Raw genomic sequence first — 18,462 nt, forward strand, 5'->3', positions numbered from 1 at the left:
AAATGCATCTATGGCGGGGTGGGCCTTTGCTTCTTTTTTTTGTCCTTTTGCTCTTGCATGGCCGCGTTCAGCATCTTTTTTAGCTCACCTCCTCCCCGATATGCCTGTCAAGATACCGTCAATCGTTCTACCACCCCCCTATCTCGCATTCCCCGGACCCCGATAATGAGTGGTTCATGCTGGCAAATTCGCCCCGGGAATTGGAACGGCTGCGGATGGTTCTGTTTTCCTGACCACCGGAGACCCGCAATGGATGAGCCTTGACCTGGCCGGTCTGCTATGCCTCTACGGCTGTTTTTTACACGTTCCCGCAAGGGCTTTCGGGTTTTTTGCCTGGGTATCCGGGTAAAACGCGAAACAGGAGCAGTCCTGCCGTCCCCAACGGCGGGCCGCGGTCGGGCAAGGGAGATGGACGGCAACCATAGATCGGGTTTGCTCCCGGTTACAGATGATTCGCCGGGATCCGTCTGCATGGATGGTCGCCTGTTTGTACGGCATGCAAGCGGATTTCCCCAGGTTACATGGGTAGGCAGCTGCTCACGAGACGCGCTACACATTTATCCAGCTGAAATTCAACGAGCTGTATTGTTTTTTTGCACGAAAGAAGTTAACTTAATTTAACGTTTGTGCACAGGACTGCCGGTAGGTTTTCCGGCGGAGAAAAATAGAACCGTTGCGCCGATAGGGTCCGCTTTTTCCCGTCTTGATGAGATTCAATGAGTTTCCCTTCCTCCGATACACCGCCTTCTTTATCCTGGGGGTGCTGATCTACCCGTCTATCGGATCGGACCTTCGCCCGTATGTTTTTTTGTGGGTACTGCTGGCGGGTACGGCACTGTACCTGGCCCTGGCCTTTTTGTATCGTCCAAAATTTCGGCGGAGGTACCTACAGCTGCTTCCTTTTTTGGCCTATACCAATCTGGTAGTCATGGGAATGTATACGGCCTCCCTACGCGATGTGAGCCAGGACCCAACGCACCTGCTACATGTTTCCGGAATCCAGGCGTACCTCGCGGTTTTCCGGGAAACGGATCAGCAAAAGCCCAATAGTGTGGTGAATTTGGCGGATGTCTATGCCGTTCGTACCGCGGATGGTTGGCAGGAAGCCAGGGGAAAGGTGCAGGTGTACCACCGATCGTCCACACCTTTGTTGCCCGGATCGGTCCTGATGATCCAGGGCTCTCCGGAACGAATCGCGCCGGCAAAAAATCCAGAGGCCTTTGATTACGAGACGTTTATGGCCCGGAAGCAGATCTATTTCAGTCACTTTATTGGGGCGAATTTTCAGCTATTGCAAACCGGGAGTTTGGCTTCCTGGTATACCGGAATCCTCCGGCTAAGCCAGCACCTGGAACAACAGGTGGAGCGGTATATCCGCGACGATGCCTCTGCGCAAATTGCGAAAGCCCTACTGCTTGGCCAAAAAAAAGACCTGGACGAAGAAATTGGAGCGGCCTACGCCACTGCGGGAGCCATGCACGTGTTGGCGGTGTCAGGACTGCATGTAGGCATGGTGTATGGGTTCATCTTTTTGTTTTTCAAACCCCACCGGGCTGCCCGGTACCAACGAGTGGTTCTGTTAAGCGCTGTGGTCCTGCTTATTTGGCTGTACGCAGCTCTTACCGGTTTGTCTCCATCGGTGCTTCGGGCTGCTGCCATGTTTACCTTTATTTCCCTGGCGCAGATGAAATCCCGGAATCCGTCCATATTTAACCCGCTGGCACTATCCGCCATGTTGCTACTGCTATACGATCCCTTTTTGGTATATGCTGTCGGCTTTCAGTTGAGTTATACCGCTTTACTGGGAATCCTCCTTTTTCAGCCGATTATCCGGTCGTTATGGAATCCCGGTGCCCGATGGCTGAGCTATCTTTGGGACATCAGCAGCGTTGGGATGGCAGCCCAACTTGCCACCTTTCCTCTCTCCATTTATTATTTCCACGCCTTTCCTACGTACTTTTTCCTTTCCAACCTGGTGGCGATTCCGGGTGCATTTTTGATCATGGCGCTCGGCTTACCGTTTTTATTGCTGTCCTCCCTTCCCGCTATTGCGGAGTTTCTTGGTGAATGGGTCAACAGAGCCACCTGGCTGGTCAATGAGGGGATTTTCAGCTTTCAGCGGCTCCCTTTTGCGAAAATCGATTTTCTCCACTTTAATCTCCCTCAGATATTCCTGATCTGGATGGGTTTGTTTTTTAGCTACTTGCTGATAACGCGGCGAAAAAAAAGTCACGTTTACCTGGTCCTGTTGGTGTTGTTTCTACTTGGGGGCTACCGGATTGGGCAAACCTGGAAAAAAATCAACCAACATTACCTGCTCGTATACCGGGTAGGGCAGGGGCTGGCGGTGGACTACACGTTTCGCGGTCAATTGTACAGCACGATCGTGGGCGTGGACGAGTCGGATTTTACCTATCAGGTACTGCCACACCGAATCAAGCGGACGGGAACCCGGGCCGGTAACCTCCTGACGCTGGACCGGGGCAAGCTGATTCGGCTCGAGTTGCCCGATGGTAAAAAACTGGATCTAGAAAAGCGCACCTTTCGACCCGTGGATAGTGAACACATTCGGTTGTATTTCTGGCAGGCAGGGGCCTGGCACCTGCAAAAAGCGCCTTATTCCGGGCTTCTGCCACCGCAGGGAGCAATGAAAATTACCTTTCCCGATTCGCCAGATATGTTCCGATAGGCTAACTGGTTTTTTTTTGCATAAAATTACCCTACTTTCAGGCATACCATAGCTCCGTTTTGGAATGGATGAATTGAAAACACTTGCACTGGCTACCTTGAAGAGGTATTTTGGCTACCTTGATTTTCGGCCTTTGCAGGAAGAGATTGTATTGCACGCTGCGCAGGGAAATGACGGGTTGGCGCTGATGCCTACCGGCGGGGGAAAATCCATCTGCTTCCAGGTACCGGCGTTGATGCGTCCTGGTATTTGCTTGGTAATCAGTCCACTGATAGCGCTGATGAAGGATCAGGTGGACCAGCTTAAAAACCGGGGGATCAAAGCGCTCGCCGTGCATTCGGGCATGCAAAAAAGAGAGATTGACACCTTACTTGATAATTGTGTGTATGGGGACTATAAGTTTTTGTACCTGTCTCCGGAACGGTTAAAGACCGAACTATTCATTGAGCGGGTCAAGCAGATGAAGGTGAATCTGGTCGCCGTGGACGAAGCCCACTGCATTTCCCAGTGGGGATACGATTTTCGTCCCTCGTACCTGGAGATTGTGAAAATCCGCGAGCTTCTCCCCGGTGTGCCGGTACTGGCCCTTACTGCTTCAGCCACCCTTTCGGTCCGGGAGGACATTACCGAGAAGCTTGCCCTGCGGCCGGGTAAGGTATTCGTTCAGTCTTTTGCCAGAAAAAACCTTTCCTATGCGGTCCGATGGGTGGAGAATAAGCTGGAAAAGGCGGTAGAAATTCTTCAGAAGGTTCCGGGAAGTGCCATTGTGTACCACCGAACCCGAAAGGGTACCAAGGAAACAGCGCAGCACCTGCTGCAATTGGGGATTTCAGCCACCTTTTACCATGCCGGCCTGGAACAGCCGGTCAGAACCCAACGCCAACAGGATTGGATTCAGGGTAAGGTACGCGTCATGGTAGCGACCAATGCATTTGGCATGGGGATCGATAAGCCGGACGTACGGCTGGTCGTGCATTTGGATGTACCCGAGAGCCTGGAGCACTACTACCAGGAAGCGGGTAGGGCAGGCAGGGACGGCATCCGGGCTTATGCAGTATTACTGGTGCGGGAACAAGACTGTCGGGAACTAACCCAACGTGCAGCGGAAGCGTATCCGCCCGAAGACCAGATCAAGCGGGTGTACCAATGCCTGGCCAATTATTACAGGCTGGCAGTAGGGAGTGCCGAGATGAGCAGTTTTGATTTTGATTTCGGCAACTTTACACAAACTTATTCGCTGGACATGAAAATGGCCTACAATGCGATCAAAGTGCTGCAGGAGGTGGACCTGCTGCTATTTTCTGAAAGTGTATTCATGCCTTCTTCGCTTCATTTTCTCGTGTCCCAGACCAAAATTTACGAAGCACAAATTGCCTATGCCAGGCTGGATCCATTGATCAAACTGCTTCTCAGAATGTACGGTGGCGAGCTTTTTGTCAACTACGTTCGCATACAGGAAGGTCGAATCGGTCAGCTCTTAAACCTTCCGGAGAAGGAAGTAGTCGGCATGCTTCGGCGCCTGGACGAACTGGGATTGGCGGCGTATACCGCAAAGAAGGACAAGCCACAAGTTACCTTTCTGACCCCAAGATTGGATGCAGGCAGACTACCGTTGGATAAAAAGCGCATCGGGCAGCGCAGGGAGCAGGCTTCTGAAAAGGCCGCGCGAATGGTCGCCTATGCAAAAAATGAAAAAAGTTGCCGTACCTCCCTTATTTTAGATTATTTTGGGGAAAAGAATGATTTTACCTGCGGGATTTGCGATACCTGTATTCAAAAGAAGAAGGAAAATGCCCTTTCGGAGCACCATAAACGGCTGGAAAGTAAAATACTCAAAACCTTAGCAGGGGGAGAAGCGTTCTCTTTGAAAGTCCTGCTTGCTCAATGTGGCGAGGAGCCCGATGACTTCTCGGTGGGGGTGCTTCGCGAACTGGAGGACGCAGGGGTCATTTACACCGCTGAGAACGGAAAAATACGACTAAAATGAAATTTATCGATGAATTACTGGGGGGACTGTTTCCCAATAAAGACCGTAAGGTGTCCATCAGGGAAAACTTTACGGTTTCTGGGGAAGAAGAAACCCGTGTTTCTCATTGGATGATTTCACCGGAGGGAAGGGCGCTTGTCAAGCAAATCTATGACAACTACCATTTGAAAATGGCAGGAGTGAACATGCAACCGGAAGTGCACGTGTTGCAGTCCCCCTATGCCAACGGCTTTGCGGTGACCTTCCAGGACCCGCTTACGGAAAAAACCTTTTCCAACCTGTTTTTTGGTCTGGTGCAGGGGGTTTCCGGCCTGGGGTACCGTAGGGTCAGCCTGGATAGAAAAATTGAAGAGACCCACGAGCAGGTAAAGGTGACCGAGAAATGCTACCTGAAACCACCGCTTTCAGCCAACGATCTGAAAAGCAAGATCAACCAGCTTTTTGGAAACGTCAGTATCGAGAAAATTTACGTAAACAATATTCCCAGCTACCTCAAAGTATTGGTCACGGTATATGCGGATAGCCTGTACCACAAGGCATTGCCTTTTGATCGTTTTATGGAAGAAATATTCAACCAAGACTAGTGTATGGATAGCAAACTACTCAGGGAATACTTACGAAACTACAGGACGCCATTCGAAGAAGAAACGGTGATGATTCCTGATTTTCTGCGGCTGCTTGACGATCCCATGGCGTTTAGTCGTCAACGGGAGGAGGGGCATTTTACCGCCTCGGCCTGGATCGTGAACCGAAGACGAACGCACACGCTCCTTACCTTGCATAGGAAATTGCAAAAATGGCTGCAGCTTGGCGGCCATGCGGACGACAATCAAAACCTTTTGGAGGTAGCCATGAACGAAGCCCGTGAGGAAAGTGGCCTGACTTCCCTCCGACTCGTAGACCGATTTATTTTTGATCTGGATGTGCACCTCATACCTGCCCATGGTACCGATGCGCAGCATTTTCACTACGATGTTCGGTTTTTGATCGAAGCGGAGATGGACGAGCCACTGCTCATTAGCCCTGAGAGCAAGGACCTGGCCTGGGTGGGGTTCGACATGACAGCAGAGCTCGTCCAATACGATTCCTCCATCCTGCGCATGTTGGAAAAAACCAGCCGGTCGGAAATCCTATTATAAGGAGAGGCGATTTCCTCTCGGTTTTTGTAAGAGGTTTATTCGGTTTCTGCGCGGGGGAATTCGTATCTTTGGCAAAAATTTTCACATGCACAACTACCTTTTCACGTACCTGCTCCTTTTTCTTTTGCTGGCTTCCTGCCAACCTTCGGTGGAGGAGCTCTTTCAGGCAGGGATCACCTCCCTGGAAGCAGAGAAATACGAAGAATCCATCGCTCACTTTGACCGGCTGGTAGCGAAAGACAGCAGCCATGCGGCAGCCTGGAATGTACGGGGAGTGGCATTTTTCGAACAGGGAAAATGGGATCAGGCCATCGGTTCGTTTACAAAATCCATAGAATTGGATTCTCTCAATTACAAACCCTTTTTTAATCGTGGAAATGCCTGGATGGAAAAGCAGGCCTATCGGGAGGCACTCATCGACTACAACCGTGCAAATGGGCTCGATTTTCGGCAATCAGACATTTATTACAACCGTGGCTTGTCCCTATTGGGGCTGGAGATGTACGAAGATGCCCTGGTTGATTTTGATAAGGCCTTGCAGGCAAATCCCGAACAGCCAGCGGTGCTGTTCAACAAGGCAAAAGCCCAACTAGGCAACAACGACCCTTTAAACGCCATTGCTACGTTAAACGAAGTGATTCGGCAAGATCAGCGCAATGCCTCGGCCTATTACCTGCTGGGAGTCACCGAGATGAGTGCCCTCGGAAATAAGGAAAAGGGCTGTACGCAATTGAAAATGGCCTTGTCTCTAGGCTATACGCAGGCCAAGGAGTGGCTGGATGAATTTTGCGAGGAATAATGGCCGAGATAGGAAAAGATATCGACAAAGCGGCCCGGTTATTGGCCGCCGGGGAGCTGGTGGCCATTCCCACCGAAACCGTTTACGGTCTGGCCGGCAATGCCTTGGACGAGCAGGCGGTCCTGCGAATTTTTAAGACAAAAAACCGTCCGGAGTTCGACCCACTGATCGTGCACCTGGGTGACAAGGGCCAGTTAGACGACTATGTTCACGAAATACCGGAAGAATTGGAACGTTTGGCCGATCGGTTCTGGCCGGGCCCTCTGACCTTATTGCTTCCTAAAAAAGCAGTCATTTCCGATCTGGTGACCAGCGGATTGGATACGGTAGGCGTACGTATTCCTCGTCACCCCCTTACCCGGGGTTTGCTTCAGCACCTGGATTTTCCCCTGGCAGCCCCCAGTGCCAATCCTTTTGGGTACATCAGTCCTACCCGGGCCAGCCACGTTCAGGATCAACTGGGCCAGCAGATTCCGTACATTCTGGATGGAGGGGTTTGCGACGTAGGTCTGGAGAGTACCATCGTGGGAATGGAACAAGGGCAGGTAATTGTGTACCGCCTCGGTGGCATATCCGTTTCCGATCTGGAACAAACGGTGGGAAAAGTATTGATCCTGCCCCAATCCAGCAGCAATCCCAAATCTCCGGGCATGCTGAAAAGTCACTATGCACCGAAAAAGCCCGTAATTTTGGGTGAACTCGATGGATTGATGGATACCTACCGGCAAAAAGGAATCGTATTTGCGGTACTGTCCTTTACCCGGACCTTTTCTGAGTTGCCAGGGTCCCTGCAACTGGCCTTGAGTCCATCCGGAGATTACGACGAAGCCGCCAAGAACCTGTTTTCCTCCATGCGGTTACTGGATGCCAGCGAGGCGGAGCTGATTCTGGCGGAGGAATTGCCCGAAATTCATTTGGGAAAAGCCATAAATGACCGGCTGCGACGGGCAGCTGCCAAATAAATTGATTATTTTTGAGTGAATGTTAAACCTACAACGTATGAATAATAGAATCAAGACAGTCGATAATGTTGATTTTAAAGGTAAAAAAGCCCTGGTTCGGGTGGATTTTAATGTCCCTCTGGATGACAAATTTACAATTACTGACGATACGCGTATTGTTTCCGCCCTGCCTACCATCAAGAAGATTTTGAATGACGGGGGTGCCGTCATCCTGATGTCGCATTTGGGCAGACCAAAGTCGGGTCCGGAAGATAGGTTCTCCTTAAAACACATTGTAACCGAGCTAAACAAAGCCCTGGATCTGTCGGTCACTTTTGCGAAGGATTGCATTGGAACGGAAGCGAGTCAGCTGGCCACCAGTCTGAACCCTGGCGAGGTGCTGCTATTGGAGAATCTCAGGTTTCATAAGGAAGAAGAAAAAGGAGATAAGGAATTTGCCAGGAAATTGGCGGGTTTGGGAGATATCTACGTAAACGATGCCTTCGGAACCGCGCACCGTGCACATGCATCCACGGCCATCGTCGCCGAATTTTTCAATGACAAAGTGGCCGGTTACCTGATGCAGGCAGAATTGGTAAATGCCGAAAAGGTGCTGGAGGCGCCGGAAAGGCCGTTTACAGCCATTATGGGCGGGGCCAAGATATCCGACAAGATTTTACTGATCGACAAGCTACTGGACAAGGTGGATACATTGATTATCGGAGGGGGCATGTCCTATACCTTTGCGAAAGCTCAGGGAGGAACCATCGGCGACTCGCTGCTGGAAGAAGATAAGATGGACCTGGCACTCCAACTGGTAGAAAAGGCCAAAAAACTGAATGTAAACCTGCTGCTGCCAGAAGACGCGGTTACTTCCAGGGCATTTGCCAACGATGCGGAGCAGGGAACGGCCAAAAGAGGTCAGATACCGGACGGCTGGATGGGACTGGACATTGGGCCCGAAAGTTGCGAAAAATTTGCGGAGGCCATCCGGGCGTCGAAAACCGTGCTATGGAACGGTCCCATGGGCGTATTCGAAATGTCCAGTTTTGAAAAAGGCACCCGGGCCATTGCCGAGGCCGTTGTCGAAGCCACCGAAAAAGGCGCCTTTACCCTGATCGGAGGAGGAGACTCGGCTGCTGCGGTGAACAAATTTGGCTATGGCGATCGGGTATCCTTTGTCTCTACGGGTGGAGGTGCCTTGCTGGAATTGATGGAAGGAAAGATTTTGCCGGGGGTCAAGGCGTTGGAACCCTAGGCAACGGTCCAGTCGACGCGCCGAAGCGGAGGGGTAGGAAGCGGGGCTGCGGGCAACTGTTCCCGGGCCTGCGTGCCGAAAAAATGTAGCGGCTGTCCCATCTGTATCCGGGCAGCCGGCTATCCGGTTCACTTGAAAGACTCCTGCTGACCGGAAGGTTTCCAGCGGGAGAAGGGTTTGCCGTAGAGGCTTTGCTTTCGTTTTCTTATCGTTTGGGAAATGGGCTTCACCTTAAAATTTGTAGCTTCTCATGTCCATAGAAATCCATCAGCTATCTAAAAAGTTCGGGCAGCAGCAGGTTCTCCATGAGGTGAGTTTTCAGGCCAAGCCGGGCCAGGTTCTTGGTTTTCTGGGGCCCAATGGCGCCGGCAAGTCGACGACGATGAAGATCCTGACCGGTTACCTGACGGCGGATGAAGGGGAGGTGTTGGTAAAAGGAATTTCCGTTGCCAGGCATCCGAAAATATGCAGTAAGCTCATCGGGTATTTGCCGGAACACAATCCCGTGTATCCCCAGATGTACATTGCTGAGTTTCTACGTTTTGTAGGAGGGATGTACCGGCTGAATGGCAGTGACCTGGGCCGCCGGGTCCAGACGGTGATGGAGCAATGCGGCCTGATGCCGGAAAGCAAAAAGAAAATAGGCTTGCTTTCCAAAGGATTCAAGCAGCGGGTAGGACTGGCCAAAAGCCTGGTACACGATCCGGAAATCATCGTATTGGACGAGCCGACTTCCGGGTTGGATCCCAACCAGCTGGTGGAAATCAGGCAATTGATCAAAAGCGTGAGCCAGGACAAGACACTCATTTTGAGTACCCATATCATGCAAGAGGTGGAAGCATTGTGTGACAAGGTGGTCATCATCCACAAAGGACGGGTGGTGGCACAGGACCTGCTGGAGCACTTGAAGGCTGGTCAAGGGGAAAATCAGTTGGTGTTTGAGTCCGAAGAAACACTGGCACCTGAATGGCTGGAGGATTTGTCATTTTCCAAGGTTTTGCGACCCAATCCGACTACCTGCGTCTTTTCCTGTCCGGATCCCAAAACATTACGGCTGGAACTGATGCGGTTGGTACAGGAAAGGAATATAAACCTGGTCAGTATCCGGCAGCAGGAGAACAATCTGGAATCTATATTTCATCAACTAACCCAACATTAACGTCGTGGTAAGTCTGTTGTTTAAGGAGATAAATGCGTTTTTCAGCAATCTTTCGGCCTATCTGATTACCAGTATTTTTCTGGTGGCACTGGGTTTGATTGTTTGGGTATTTCCGGGAAGCAGCGTATTGGATTATGGGTATGCCGATTTGGATAGCTTTTTTACCTATACTCCTTTTGTGTTTATCTTTTTATTACCTGCCATCACCATGGGCATGGTGGCGGAAGAAAAAAGCACAGGGACCTGGGAGCTGTTAAAAACCTCTCCGCTTCGCAGCCACCACATTATTTTAGCAAAATACCTGGCCGCTTTGTTACTGGTCTTGTTCGCGCTGCTGCCTACCTTGGTCTATTATTTCAGTGTGGTTCAACTGGGCGATCCCGTAGGCAATATTGACAGTGCCGGTTTTTTCGGCTCCTACATTGGATTGTTTCTGGTGGCGGCCTTGTTTGCTGCTATTGGCTTATTCAGTTCTTCGCTTACCTCCAATCAGATCATGGCCTTCGTCATAGCGGTGTTTTTGTGCTTTCTATTGTATGGTGGAGTCGGTGCCCTAGCAGCGTTGAGCTCGGGTGACTCGGCGGTTTTGTTGGAAGAACTCGGTATTGGTTTTCATTTTGAACAAATGGGAAGAGGGGTGATCGTGTCCGAAAACTTGTTTTACTTTCTGGGCATGATTTTGACATGGCTTGTTTTAACCTGGATGCTGATCGAACGAAATGACTAAAGGCCTCCGCACCATCTTGCTTGGAAGTGTTTTCCTTCTCCTGCTCTGGCTGGTCCTGGCCCTGCTTGCAAGTCGCTGGAAGTTTCGTCTGGACCTCACCGAAGAAGGGCGCTACTCCCTTTCGGAGGCAACCCTGGAGATCCTTGAAACTATGGACGGACCGTTGGAGGTGGATATTTTGCTGGATGGAGATTTGCCTCCCGGAATGAAGCGCTTTCAGAAAGGGATTGAAGAAACCATCAAAACCTTCCGAAATTACGCCAACGAAGACATCCGAATCGCCTACCGAGACCCCCTACAACTGGATCCCGCGTCCAGAGAAACCTATATTGCGGAGCTTGCAGCCTTTGGGATCAACCCCACCAACCTCTACAGCAGAGAGAATGGGGCGCAAACCTCCCGCCTGATATTTCCCGGTGTGGTCCTTCGTACGGACAGCTACGAGTTGGGTGTGCTGTTATTAAAGGGAGAAATGGGAATGGGGCCGGACGAGATTCTTAATCTTTCTATTGAGAATTTGGAGTTCGAAATCGCCCAGGCATTGAAACGATTGTATACCGAGAACAAACCTGCGGTGGGAGTCATCATCGGTCAGGGGGAAATGGATGCCGATAACGGGTTTGGGATGGTGGAAGCTCTGAACGAGGACTACGAGGTGTACAAGGTACCTTTTGATCAGGCAAAGTCGGTAGAAGACTTGCTGAGCTTCGAGGTATTGTTGGTAGCCGGCCCGAAGGCGGCTTATGGGGAGCGAGAGAAGTACCTCCTGGACCAGTATCTGATGTATGGAGGAAACCTGTTGTTTTTTGTGGATCAGCTGCAGGTAGACCTGAAGGATGCCGGAGAAGGGGGGACAGTGGCCATGCCCTTTGATACCGGGCTGGACGACATGTTGTTCCGGTATGGTATTCGTATCAACCGTGACTTGATTCAGGATTTGAATTTTGGGTACCATCCCGTTGTAGCTGGCGATTTTGGCAATCAGCCGCAAATCGTCCCGTTGCCATGGCCTTTCTACGTGCACGCGGGAAACATGGCCAATCACCCCATTACCAAGGGATTGGATCAGGTTCAATTTCGATTTGTAAGCACCCTGGACACGGTGAAGGCGGATGGTGTGAAAAAGACGCCTCTGGTATTTAGCAGTAATTTTACAAAAAAGCTGAGTGCCCCCGTGCGCGTGGCCTTTGAAGACATGGCCGAAGACCCCGATATGGACTCGTTTACCTTACAAAACCTGCCATTGGTATACCTTTTGGAAGGCACCTTTACCTCGTATTTTAAAAATCGATTTGTACCGGAGGAATTTGATGCAGGACTGTTTATTTCCGAAGGCACTACCGGACGAATACTTGTGGCGGGTGATGCGGACTTGGTGAAAAGTTGGGTAGACCCCAGTGAAAAACAGCCCTTACCGCTGGGAATCAGCCCCTTCTCTGAAAATCAAATGGCAAATCGGGAATTTCTTCAAAATGCCGTAAATTTTATGGTCGACCCGGATGGAATCATGGCATCGAAGCGGAAGCAGTTTCAAATCCGGCCATTAAATAAACGCAAGGTCAGTAGCCAACGGACGTTTTGGCAGGCCATCAATCTGGTAGTGCCGGTGGGAATGGTATTCCTTATGGGTTGGATGCAATACATTTTTAAGAAACGGCGGTACGAAAAGGACGGCCGGTAACGGTAGCCTTGTAAAATTTGAACCTATTTTTATGGCATCTATTCATAGCGCCATGAGGGCTTTTGTGATTTTATTTATAACTTTACCCTGTTAAACACATGGGATGCATCCGTGGAACCAGAATTTGCTCACTGGCAAGGGTTGGTTTGTCGGAAATTCTCTTTTTACCGATGTTTTTTCCGTAACACAGCGGAAGAGCAGCGCAATCAATTGACCGACCTAATAAATACTGTACACCTATGAAATTTATTGTTTCTTCTTCATCCCTACTGAAGCAGCTGTCTTCCATCAATGGGGTAGTGACTACCAATCCGGTGGTACCGATTTTGGAAAACTTTCTCTTTGAAATCAAGGACAGTAAACTCACGGTGACGGCTTCTGATCTGCAAACGTCCATGATTACCGAAATAGAAGTGGAGGCAAAAGAAGATGGCAATATCGCAGTACCTGCAAAAATACTCATCGAAACCCTCAAAAACCTTCCCGAACAACCGGTTACCTTCAGTATCGACAAAGATACCTACAGCATCGAAATCAGTTCCGATAATGGCCGATACAAGTTGGCCGGGGAAAATGCCACGGATTTCCCCCGAATTCCCGGGGTGTCCAACGCTACTACCGTCGAAATGTCGACCGAGGTCTTAAGTAGCGCAATTGCAAACACCATCTTCGCCACCAGTAACGACGAACTGCGGCCTGCCATGACCGGGGTGTACATCAACCTCAGCGATACCAATACCACCTTTGTGGCTACGGACGGACACCGACTTATCCGATACCGACGGGTGGACATCGCCTCTCCGGAAGCAGCCAGTATCATTGTGCCGCGAAAAGCCCTTAACTTGCTGAAAACTACCCTTCCCGCCGAGAACGTGCCGGTAACCGTGGAGTTCAATAGCAGCAATGCGTACTTTAAGTTCAACACCATCAAAATGATCTGTCGGTTGATCGACGAGCGTTTCCCGGATTACGAAAATGTCATTCCGGTGGATAACAACAACGACATGGTGATCAACCGGCAGGAGTTCTTAGGCTCGTTGCGGAGAATCGCCATTTATGCGAACAAAACCACCCACCAGGTTCGCTTGAAACTAACAGGCAGCGAGCTTCAGATTTCTGCCGAAGATCTGGATTTTTCCAACGAAGCGAACGAACGGCTATCCTGTGAACACGAAGGCGAGGACATTGAAATCGGGTTTAACGCCAAATTCCTGGTGGAAATGCTAAACAACATTTCGGCAAAAGAAGTAACACTGAAGTTCAGTGCCCCCAATCGGGCCGGTCTGATCCTGCCCTCCGATATGAGTGAAAACGAGGATATCCTCATGCTGGTCATGCCGGTAATGCTTAGCAATTACGTGTAAACAGGCGCCTAGGGGATTTGATGCCGGAAATCCGGCCTCCGTACCGTGTACCTGCCAGCTATTCGGAGCAGCCGCCGCGGTTAATGCAGGAGAAATTCCTACTTCGTCCGGCAGGTTTATTTCGTACAATGTCCAGGGGAGGTCTTTTCGTTTTGGGATTCCCGGGTTTTCTCCGGGGATACACAGCTTTCCGAGGCCTGCCAGGACGGTGATCCAGTGAAAGGAGGACGGTTGTACGGATATAATCGCAATTTACCGCAGGCCTACTTCCTATCCGTCACATACAGTGTCCGCAGATGGGGTCTGCCAGGCGATGGTAGCCGTGCGTTTTCCAGACATTATTAAACCATTCCATGCGATGCGACGATTACTACACGCTCTTTGCCTGCTTGCTTTGCTTCCTGCCGGGATCTCTTGTTCCGAACAACGGCAGGCTCCTTTCGCCTTTGTTCAAATGTGCGATACGCAGCTCGGGATGGGTGGCTACGAACACGATCTTCAGACATTCAGACAGGCCGTCAAACAAATCAATGAGCTGGAGGTGGATTTTGTAGTGATTTGTGGCGATTTGGTTCACGATGCCACCGACAGTTCCTATGCCGACTTTAAATCCGTTCGAGAGGGCTTGGATCTGCCCAGCTACCTCGTTTCCGGTAACCATGACGTCGGCAATACGCCCACAAGCGCAAGCCTAGCGTACTACCGGGAAACGATCGGGGAGGATTATTACCAATTTGACCACAAACGTTGCTCTTTCGTGGTTACCAATACGCAGTTATGGAAGGTGGCCGTGGAAAGCGAATCGGAAAAACACAGCGCATGGGTGGAAGAAACCTTGGCGCGGCAGGGAGATAGCGGTAGACCGGTGTTCGTTTTGGGACATTACCCCCTGTTTACAGAGGATCCGAACGAAGAAGAACACTACTACAACCTGCCCCTACCGACCCGAAAGCGATTGTTGGAGTTGTTCCTGGAAAACAACGTGGTGGCCTATTTATCCGGCCATACCCACAAGTTGACGACGAATACCTACGAAAACATGCAATTGGTAAGCGGTGAGACCAGTAGCAAGAATTTTGACGGGAGGCCATTGGGCTTTCGGATATGGCAGGTTTCGGCGGACATCGTATATCATCGATTTGTCCCCCTGGACCTGAGGCAGGTTGATTCTGTGAAGGCACTTCCTGAATAGAATCGCGTGGGTTCGGTACACGGACAATGTTTGAACGGGTAGCCCCGCAAGTAAACGTGCCGGTATGGGTGCCGGATTGTCGGTCGGAAATCTTCCTTTGACCGAAAAAGAAATATATATGACGATACTGCAAGAAAAATCTACAGCTGCCCGGTATGCAGCCACCAAAATCAGGAAATCGTGCCTACCGATGTCCCTGTGCATGTGTACGAATGCACTCGCTGCACAAATCACTCGCTGCACGTGAGCCTGCCTACCTTCGATTTTAAACGGCGAAACCTGATTTCGGGCCCACACTTGTTGGGGTCGCTACTTATCCTGACCGGTATGATCGCCCTGGTTGGTACTTCGTTTGTCAGCCTTGGCGGCACGATGGAAAGGAACCTCGTGGTAGGAACGGCAGCCATTCTCCTGGGACTTCTCATTGTGTCCACCTACGGGGGCACGCGCATCGATTTTACGGCAAATCGCTACAAAGACTATTGGAGCATTGCCGGGTTCAAAAAAGGAGCCTGGAAAACGCTGCCCCCCATTTTGCGGGTGGAATTGGTCGCAATTGAGCGCATGCATACAAATCAACCCAATGGGATAAGCCCAACGCTATCTGGCAAGCACCTCGCGTTCAGGGTTTTGGTTTTTTCAGCGGCGGCTTCTCCGCTGCTATCCTTTGTGTACGAACGCCGGGATAAATCGCTGGATCAGGCCCAACGATTGGCTTCTGGCCTGAATACTGAATTGGTGGTTCAACTAGATCAACCTTCCTAAGTTCCAAAAAATGATACCCTTCGGATCGGAGATAAACTCACTTTGGTCCTCTTATCGGTTTTTTAAACTCCAAAAACCGTACGCAACGCTACCGTGGGAAGTTGACTAAGAATCGCCCCATCCTGTTTCCAGTGGTTTATCGGCCTTTTGATACCTTATTGGGGTATAGCCCCGACCGTTCTTTCAAAGCAACGGATTTCTGCCCGCAGGTGATACTTTTTTTTTTTGGGAAGGAGCTCCCGGGTACGGACCATCGGCAGTAGTAAGAAGTAAGGGTAAAAAAAAGCGCCCGTAAAGGGCGCCTTTGGTCATTTAACTTTTCTCGTCGGGACTGTACTCAATGTCCATGTCGATGTCCTCCGGATCGATGTCAAGGATTTCGGGAAGGTCTATTTGCAATACCACCTCCCGCCGGACCAGCTCGGCCATCATGTCCATTTGTTGCGCAAAAGGCGCTCCTTCCTCTTTCAATTCATTGAAGCGATTCATCAATTCATCGTCGCTGTAGTCAGCGTAGCGTTCTTTCCTGTTTTCTTTTATTTGTGCTTTTTGCGCTTGCAGTACGGAATCTTTTCGGGCTTGTAGCTTTTGCTCGTACCGATCCATCATTTGCTTCAATTGATTGCTTTCCGCAAAGGGAGTACTGCTCACGGTTACCGGCTCCGCAACTCCATCGATATTCACTACGGTCAGGGTGTCGGGATTCTTTACGTAATAGGTATCTCCGGATTCGGTGTCTACTATCCGGTCGGTTTCGAAAATGTACCGATCTTCTTTCTCTCCCGAACAAGAAGCCGTCAGAAAAAGCAGCGCAAGGGTCCATAATTGATTTCTACTAAGCATAGCGTATATTTTTTTATTTGAACAATTTCTTTCCATACGCAGGCTCGGTGGCCTACGGCTTAATTGGCGCAAAAACCGTGACAAAAGCGAGCCAAATCGGCCTCTGGCCAGGAGAAATCCGATATTCTTACGAAACCACTATTGAATACTCTATAAACACAAAAAAAGGCAGCCGTTTGGGCTGCCTTTCTCAATCCGAATTCGTAGCTACTATTTTTGATAGGTGACTGATTTCACTGCATCGATGGTGCGTTTGGCATTGGGTAGCGTGGCCTCAATGTAAGTGGGGGAATAACTCAACGGAATGTCCATGGAGTTTACCCGCATGACCGGTGCATCCAGGTAATCAAACGCATGTCGCTGTATGGTATAGGCCAGGTCGGTGGAAATGGAGGCGACCGGATTGGCCTCTTCCACGATGACACAACGGTTGGTCTTTTTAACAGATTCGAGTACGGTTTTATAATCAATGGGCCGCACCGTCCGCAAGTCAATAACTTCGGCCATGATGCCCTCTTTTGCCAGTTCGTCGGCGGCTTCAAACGCTACTTTCATCATTTTCCCGAAGGAAACCAGCGTGACGTCGTCGCCTTTACGTTTGATTTCAGCGACTCCTATGGGTAGCAGGTATTCGCTATCCGGTACCTCTCCTTTGTCGCTGTACATCAATTCAGATTCCATAAAAATTACCGGATTTTCATCCCGGATTGAAGCTTTTAACAAGCCCTTGGCATCGTAGGGGTTGGAGGGAACCACTACTTTTAAACCTGGGGTATTGGCAAACCAATTTTCGAAATTTGAGGAGTGTGTCGCTCCCAACTGTCCCGCGTTGCCCGTTGGTCCCCGAAATACGATCGGAACGCTATATTGCCCGCCGGACATGGCGAGCATTTTGGCCGAAGAATTGACCAACTGGTCCATGGCTACCAGGGAGAAGTTAAACGTCATGAACTCTATAATAGGCCGCAGTCCATTCATGGCTGCACCCACACCCAATCCCGAAAAACCAAGCTCGGAGATAGGCGTGTCGATGACGCGGTCGGGGCCAAACTCGTCCAGCATTCCCTGGCTGGCCTTGTAGGCACCGTTGTATTCCGCTACTTCTTCGCCCATCAGAAACACGTTTTTGTCGCGTCTCATCTCTTCCGACATGGCTTCCTTGATTGCATCTCTGAATTGTATTTCTCTCATTTAGTCGCAAAATTTTCTATCGTCGTAAAAATAGAAAGGAATCTTACAATTACCAAGCAGGATGTATCATTCGGGAAGTTTAATTAAAAGATTCTGCCTTTATTTGCAGAAGAAGTGTAGGGCCCACCCAGGCCCGCTTTCTCACCGAATCTTGCATTGGGAAGCGCAATTCCGGATGCGTTATGGGACACCGATAAGCAGCAAACCATGAAAAAAATAGCATTGATTAGCGATACCCATGGGGATTTGCCCGAAAAGGCCCAGGGGATTCTGGCGCGCGTAGACGAAATATGGCATGCCGGAGACGTAGGCGATTCGCGGGTACTGGCCTCCCTGCCAAAGGGGCCGCTTCAGCGTATTGTATTCGGAAATATCGATGATACGGAGGTCAGGAGCCGGTATCCGGAGGAACTGTTTTTTGAAACCGGCGGGGTAAAGGTACTCATGTTACATATCGGGGGAAAGCCTCCCCGCTACGCGACCGGGGTCAAAACAAAAATTCGTGCCTTGAAACCGGACCTGTTTGTCTGTGGGCATTCCCATATCTGTAAGGTGGTCTACGATTCGCAATTGAATTGCCTGTATCTAAACCCCGGGGCATTGGGCAATCAGGGATTTCATCAGGTAAAAACCTTACTCACCTTCGAATTGGACCAAAAAATAAAAAATCTGCAGGTAGTGGAGTTGGGAAGGCGCGGGAAACTATAAAAAATAAACCCAACAGCTG

General features: G+C 50.2%; 16 protein-coding genes. 14 read left to right on the forward strand and 2 right to left on the reverse strand.

Annotated features, from left to right (window positions below; genetic code table 11):
* The first annotated feature begins 706 nt into the window (after nt 1-706).
* The 13 genes from ABWH99_RS09250 to ABWH99_RS09310 all read left to right on the forward strand — a co-directional run bounded on the left by ABWH99_RS09250 (nt 707) and on the right by ABWH99_RS09310 (nt 15,701).
* Nucleotides 707-2,689, forward strand: coding sequence for a ComEC/Rec2 family competence protein (locus ABWH99_RS09250; RefSeq protein WP_375585992.1), 1,983 nt, complete (start codon nt 707-709; stop codon nt 2,687-2,689).
* A 64-nt stretch (nt 2,690-2,753) separates the two neighbouring features.
* Complete coding sequence (locus ABWH99_RS09255) at nt 2,754-4,676, forward strand: ATP-dependent DNA helicase RecQ (protein WP_375585993.1); 1,923 nt, start codon at nt 2,754-2,756, stop codon at nt 4,674-4,676.
* Nucleotides 4,673-5,260: a hypothetical protein gene (locus ABWH99_RS09260; protein ID WP_375585994.1), complete on the forward strand. Its 588-nt coding sequence runs from the start codon at nt 4,673-4,675 to the stop codon at nt 5,258-5,260. Before ABWH99_RS09255 ends, ABWH99_RS09260 begins: the two co-directional genes overlap by 4 nt.
* Nucleotides 5,261-5,263: 3 nt before the next feature.
* Nucleotides 5,264-5,815, forward strand: coding sequence for an NUDIX hydrolase (locus ABWH99_RS09265; RefSeq protein ID WP_375585995.1), 552 nt, complete (start codon nt 5,264-5,266; stop codon nt 5,813-5,815).
* Nucleotides 5,816-5,900: 85 nt separating this feature from the next.
* Entirely contained in the window at nt 5,901-6,614 is a 714-nt protein-coding gene (locus ABWH99_RS09270; protein WP_375585996.1) for a tetratricopeptide repeat protein, read from the forward strand.
* Complete coding sequence (locus ABWH99_RS09275) at nt 6,614-7,576, forward strand: L-threonylcarbamoyladenylate synthase (RefSeq protein WP_375585997.1); 963 nt, start codon at nt 6,614-6,616, stop codon at nt 7,574-7,576. The genes ABWH99_RS09270 and ABWH99_RS09275 overlap by 1 nt, the downstream gene beginning before the upstream one ends.
* Before the next feature lie 37 nt (nt 7,577-7,613).
* A complete protein-coding gene (locus tag ABWH99_RS09280) occupies nt 7,614-8,813 on the forward strand; it encodes a phosphoglycerate kinase (RefSeq protein WP_375585998.1) in 1,200 nt (399 codons plus the stop codon).
* Nucleotides 8,814-9,063: 250 nt separating this feature from the next.
* On the forward strand, nt 9,064-9,972 hold the full coding sequence (locus ABWH99_RS09285) for an ATP-binding cassette domain-containing protein (RefSeq protein ID WP_375585999.1): 909 nt from the start codon (nt 9,064-9,066) through the stop codon (nt 9,970-9,972).
* Between the two features lie 4 nt (nt 9,973-9,976).
* A complete protein-coding gene (gldF, locus tag ABWH99_RS09290) occupies nt 9,977-10,699 on the forward strand; it encodes a gliding motility-associated ABC transporter permease subunit GldF (protein ID WP_375586000.1) in 723 nt (240 codons plus the stop codon).
* On the forward strand, nt 10,692-12,380 hold the full coding sequence (gene gldG / locus ABWH99_RS09295) for a gliding motility-associated ABC transporter substrate-binding protein GldG (protein WP_375586001.1): 1,689 nt from the start codon (nt 10,692-10,694) through the stop codon (nt 12,378-12,380). Before gldF ends, gldG begins: the two co-directional genes overlap by 8 nt.
* Before the next feature lie 239 nt (nt 12,381-12,619).
* The gene (dnaN, locus tag ABWH99_RS09300) at nt 12,620-13,744 is read left to right on the forward strand and encodes a DNA polymerase III subunit beta (RefSeq protein ID WP_375586002.1); all 1,125 of its coding nucleotides are present in this window, start codon (nt 12,620-12,622) and stop codon (nt 13,742-13,744) included.
* A 358-nt stretch (nt 13,745-14,102) separates the two neighbouring features.
* Nucleotides 14,103-14,936, forward strand: coding sequence for a metallophosphoesterase (locus ABWH99_RS09305; RefSeq protein ID WP_375586003.1), 834 nt, complete (start codon nt 14,103-14,105; stop codon nt 14,934-14,936).
* A 180-nt stretch (nt 14,937-15,116) separates the two neighbouring features.
* The gene (locus ABWH99_RS09310) at nt 15,117-15,701 is read left to right on the forward strand and encodes a hypothetical protein (protein ID WP_375586004.1); all 585 of its coding nucleotides are present in this window, start codon (nt 15,117-15,119) and stop codon (nt 15,699-15,701) included.
* Between the two features lie 312 nt (nt 15,702-16,013).
* Here the strand turns inward: ABWH99_RS09310 and ABWH99_RS09315 are convergent, their stop codons facing one another.
* Together ABWH99_RS09315 and ABWH99_RS09320 are read right to left on the reverse strand one after the other, a co-directional pair.
* Complete coding sequence (locus tag ABWH99_RS09315) at nt 16,014-16,544, reverse strand: hypothetical protein (protein ID WP_375586005.1); 531 nt, start codon at nt 16,542-16,544, stop codon at nt 16,014-16,016.
* A 210-nt stretch (nt 16,545-16,754) separates the two neighbouring features.
* Nucleotides 16,755-17,735 (reverse strand): pyruvate dehydrogenase complex E1 component subunit beta, encoded by a 981-nt coding sequence (locus ABWH99_RS09320; RefSeq protein ID WP_375586006.1) that lies wholly within the window; start codon nt 17,733-17,735, stop codon nt 16,755-16,757.
* A 207-nt stretch (nt 17,736-17,942) separates the two neighbouring features.
* Here ABWH99_RS09320 and ABWH99_RS09325 point away from each other — a divergent pair, with 207 nt between their 5' ends.
* Nucleotides 17,943-18,443: a metallophosphoesterase family protein gene (locus ABWH99_RS09325; protein ID WP_375586007.1), complete on the forward strand. Its 501-nt coding sequence runs from the start codon at nt 17,943-17,945 to the stop codon at nt 18,441-18,443.
* The last annotated feature ends 19 nt before the right edge of the window (nt 18,444-18,462 follow it).

Source organism: Cyclobacterium xiamenense, from assembly GCF_042140265.1.
GTDB lineage: Bacteria > Bacteroidota > Bacteroidia > Cytophagales > Cyclobacteriaceae > Cyclobacterium > Cyclobacterium xiamenense_A.